This window comes from Chamaesiphon sp. OTE_8_metabat_110 (assembly GCF_031382685.1).
GTDB lineage: Bacteria > Cyanobacteriota > Cyanobacteriia > Cyanobacteriales > Chamaesiphonaceae > Chamaesiphon.
Window position 1 is genome coordinate 1 of sequence record NZ_JANMZA010000090.1, and the last position, 3,322, is coordinate 3,322.

Annotated in this window: 4 protein-coding genes and 1 pseudogene; all 5 read left to right on the forward strand. The window is 42.5% G+C overall.

Translation table 11 applies throughout. From position 1 onward, the window contains the following. Positions 1-739 (forward strand): annotated as a pseudogene (gene psaB / locus RMO52_RS03320) (photosystem I chlorophyll a apoprotein A2); the annotation flags it as partial. 147 nt (positions 740-886) lie between these two features. Continuing rightward, a complete protein-coding gene (locus RMO52_RS03325) occupies positions 887-1,129 on the forward strand; it encodes a hypothetical protein (protein WP_310410807.1) in 243 nt (80 codons plus the stop codon). 40 nt (positions 1,130-1,169) lie between these two features. Next, positions 1,170-1,727 (forward strand): hypothetical protein, encoded by a 558-nt coding sequence (locus RMO52_RS03330; RefSeq protein ID WP_310410808.1) that lies wholly within the window; start codon positions 1,170-1,172, stop codon positions 1,725-1,727. Positions 1,728-2,046: 319 nt separating this feature from the next. Next, entirely contained in the window at positions 2,047-2,331 is a 285-nt protein-coding gene (locus RMO52_RS03335; RefSeq protein WP_310410810.1) for a hypothetical protein, read from the forward strand. After that, the gene (locus RMO52_RS03340; protein ID WP_310410811.1) at positions 2,318-2,686 is read left to right on the forward strand and encodes a clan AA aspartic protease; all 369 of its coding nucleotides are present in this window, start codon (positions 2,318-2,320) and stop codon (positions 2,684-2,686) included. The genes RMO52_RS03335 and RMO52_RS03340 overlap by 14 nt, the downstream gene beginning before the upstream one ends. The last annotated feature ends 636 nt before the right edge of the window (positions 2,687-3,322 follow it).

Genomic DNA, 3,322 nt, shown 5'->3' on the forward strand with positions numbered 1-3,322 from the left:
CAGCGCAGTTTACCTGCCCGGATGGTTAGATGCAATTAATTCCGGTACCAATTCCTTGTTCTTAACCATCGGCCCTGGTGACTTCTTAATTCACCATGCGATCGCACTCGGACTTCACACCACCACCTTGATTCTTGTCAAAGGTGCGTTAGATGCCCGTGGTTCCAAATTAATGCCCGACAAGAAAGACTTCGGCTACGCCTTCCCTTGTGATGGCCCCGGTCGTGGTGGTACTTGTGACATCTCCGGTTGGGATTCGTTCTACCTCGCGATGTTCTGGATGTTAAATACCCTCGGTTGGGTAACATTCTACTGGCACTGGAAACATCTCGGTATTTGGCAAGGTAACGTCGCTCAATTCAATGAGTCCTCGACTTATTTAATGGGTTGGTTGCGCGATTACCTCTGGCAGAACTCCTCACAGTTAATTAACGGCTACAACCCTTACGGGATGAACAACTTGTCTGTATGGGCATGGATGTTCCTCTTCGGACACCTCGTCTGGGCAACTGGCTTTATGTTCTTAATTAGCTGGCGTGGTTACTGGCAGGAGTTGATCGAAACTGTTGTCTGGGCACACGAGCGGACTCCACTTGCGAACCTAGTTCGTTGGAAAGACAAGCCCGTTGCAATGTCGATCGTTCAAGGTCGGGTTGTCGGTCTAGCTCACTTCACAGTCGGCTATATCCTCACCTACGCTGCCTTCTTAATTGCCTCTACTGCTGGTAAGTTCGGATAGTTAGTCCTGAAGTTATCACTAGTTAAATAGAATCCCTCGTCACTTGGTGGCGGGGGATTTTTAATAGATTTCAGTATCAGTCAGTTATAATCGATCTATGGATGCAGAAACAGAATCAATTACAATGAATATATTCTGAGACTAATGATGAATGATGTGCAAGATTTTGCAGAGCGTGTTAAAAAGTTTTATTACTACAGAGCATTGCTTTGTGAACAATTAATTAATGGAGCAATCACTGCTAATGGGCATGGGATAGAAATGTCGCCCGTAGATTTTAATCCCTTTGCAAATTCTTACGTTGATGCCTATGCTATTAGTTGTGCTGCCATAGATGGTTTAGCATCAATTTGGGAATCAATTAGTCAGCGTCAATGCTCAGGTAAATAGGTTTACTGCCTTTCTGATTTACTTAGATACCCAAAGTCAGATGGAACGTATCTGTACACCTTTTTTGGTTTTCTTTTTAAAAAAGCAGGGGATTGAAGAGCCATTTGCAAACGAAGTTAAAGCAAGATGGTTGGACAATAAACGCGAACGCCAATCCCATAGAGTTTACGCAGATCCTACTGTTTCAGAGCTGAAAAAGATATACGAAGACTGTCATGCACAACATCCAATCTCTGACACCTTAACCATCAAAAATCCAGACGCAGCAATTTCATTATTCACATATGCTGCGCTTATCTATAAATTCTATCGATGCTCATTTGTGCATGAATTTAGGTCATCTCAATATGTGACATTATTTAATAGAAACAATGAGATTTCAGTAAGAGAATTTTCTTACAGTACTTCACTCTCTGGAGTAGTAACAAAATTTGACCAAGTAAAACCTCAATTAGACGTAGGAATTGGTGTGCTGACGGAGAGCATTCGGAGAGGAGCAGACAACATATTCGATTTAATTGTAGATGAACAGTATACAGATATCTCATACGGCTCAGATGATGAAATAAAGTTGAAAATTAAGCAAAAAAATAAGTGACAAGATCGAGCGGGTATCCATCCAGCCATAGTCCCAGAGGCCAAAAATCTTAATGCACGGTTGTCTACCATTCGGATTGGTTATGATGTCGCAGTGGTTTTTGGTTGCAATATCGACCGCCTTAGTCGCGCGCTTTGCAATGGAGTAACTGATGATAGGGCTTTTTAGATAGATTTTAGGACTTTACATCGAAAGCTCTCTCGATATTTGACATGGTACGGAATAGCTTAAATTCTCGATCGGCAGCCACTGAGAAGAAGACTCAACAGAGAACAAATCGACTAAAATAAACTCAGTATTTAACTAACTCGGTAAGAATATGCAGCAGGCTATTTTCTGGACTGTGGAAGAAGTTGCGACCAGAGCGAAAAAGCTATATGCAGACAAGATTCGATCGATAGTCGAGCATGAAGATAATATTGGTAAAATGGTAGTAATCGATGCTGAGACTGGCGAATATGCAGTCGATCGATCGGGTATCCACTCAGCTATCGCCCTCAAAGCCAAAAATCCCAATGCTCGGTTGTTTACGATTCGGATTGGTTATGATGTCGCTGTATCTTTTGGTGGTAAAAGCGATCGAGTAAGCAATGATGCAGGGTAGAGTTAAGGACGGCAGGGCTTCAATACCAATTACTTTTCGACTATCTAATCAACCGGATTTTCAAATAGAATTTGTAGTTGACACAGGCTTCAATGACTACCTAACCCTGCCGCCCCAAGCGATTAGCGCGATGAATCTACCACAGTACTCTAATACTTCGGTCAGATTAGCCGACGGTACGGAAACAATGTTATCGATTCACTCAGCCGCGATCGTCTGGGACGAAATAGAAATTATAGTCCCTGTTTTAGCTGCGGGAGTTAAACCATTAGTCGGTACAGCTTTGATGGATGGCTATCATCTATCGATCTATTTTCAGGTCGATGGTTTCGTAAGTTTAACTGCACTATCTTAAAGTTGCTGTCAGAGTATAGCGATCTAACTCCTATTTTGACATTAGTGTAGTTTCGATTTGCAACTATCGATCGCCGACCCGTATAAAAATATCGGCGTTGAGGATACCTCAATCTGCTAGTGAGTCGATCGATCTGTAGCTCTAGCAAAATTTGAGAAATTGCTTGTAGAATATAGATTCTCAGAATATCCAGACTCGCTCGATCGACCTAGCTTACTAGGTTTCCTGCGATCGATAATCATTGATAAAATAGAGATGGTCTAAATCTACTCCGATCGCAGGTTGTCAGACTCCAAAATTTGTGACATCTCCCGATCGAATCGTCTATGGTTGAGACATCGAGTGGATTCCAGCCGATCGACAGTCTGAGCTAGCGAAAGAAAGTAACTGAAGATACATAAATTAAAGTGAAATCCTGGTAAAAGCTATAGATCGACATCAACTTCAGTATCGACATCTGAGACGACACCCAAAAGTGGCTGCTCGGTGCCCCGAAGCTATTTGAACCTGACTCTACACTAAATTATCTACCGATCGCGACCCGCACTACATCACTATGAACCACACAGATAATCATTGGCGTATGGACAGTTTCACCACTTCAACTGCTGCTAATCAAGAACCATATCTAGGCCC

Coding starts and splice junctions, on each gene's coding strand:
- RMO52_RS03335 (WP_310410810.1), top strand. CDS start 2,047: ATGCAGCAGGCTATTTTCTGGACTGTGGAAGAAGTTGCGACCAGAGCG.
- RMO52_RS03325 (WP_310410807.1), top strand. CDS start 887: ATGAATGATGTGCAAGATTTTGCAGAGCGTGTTAAAAAGTTTTATTAC.
- RMO52_RS03340 (WP_310410811.1), top strand. CDS start 2,318: ATGATGCAGGGTAGAGTTAAGGACGGCAGGGCTTCAATACCAATTACT.
- RMO52_RS03330 (WP_310410808.1), top strand. CDS start 1,170: ATGGAACGTATCTGTACACCTTTTTTGGTTTTCTTTTTAAAAAAGCAG.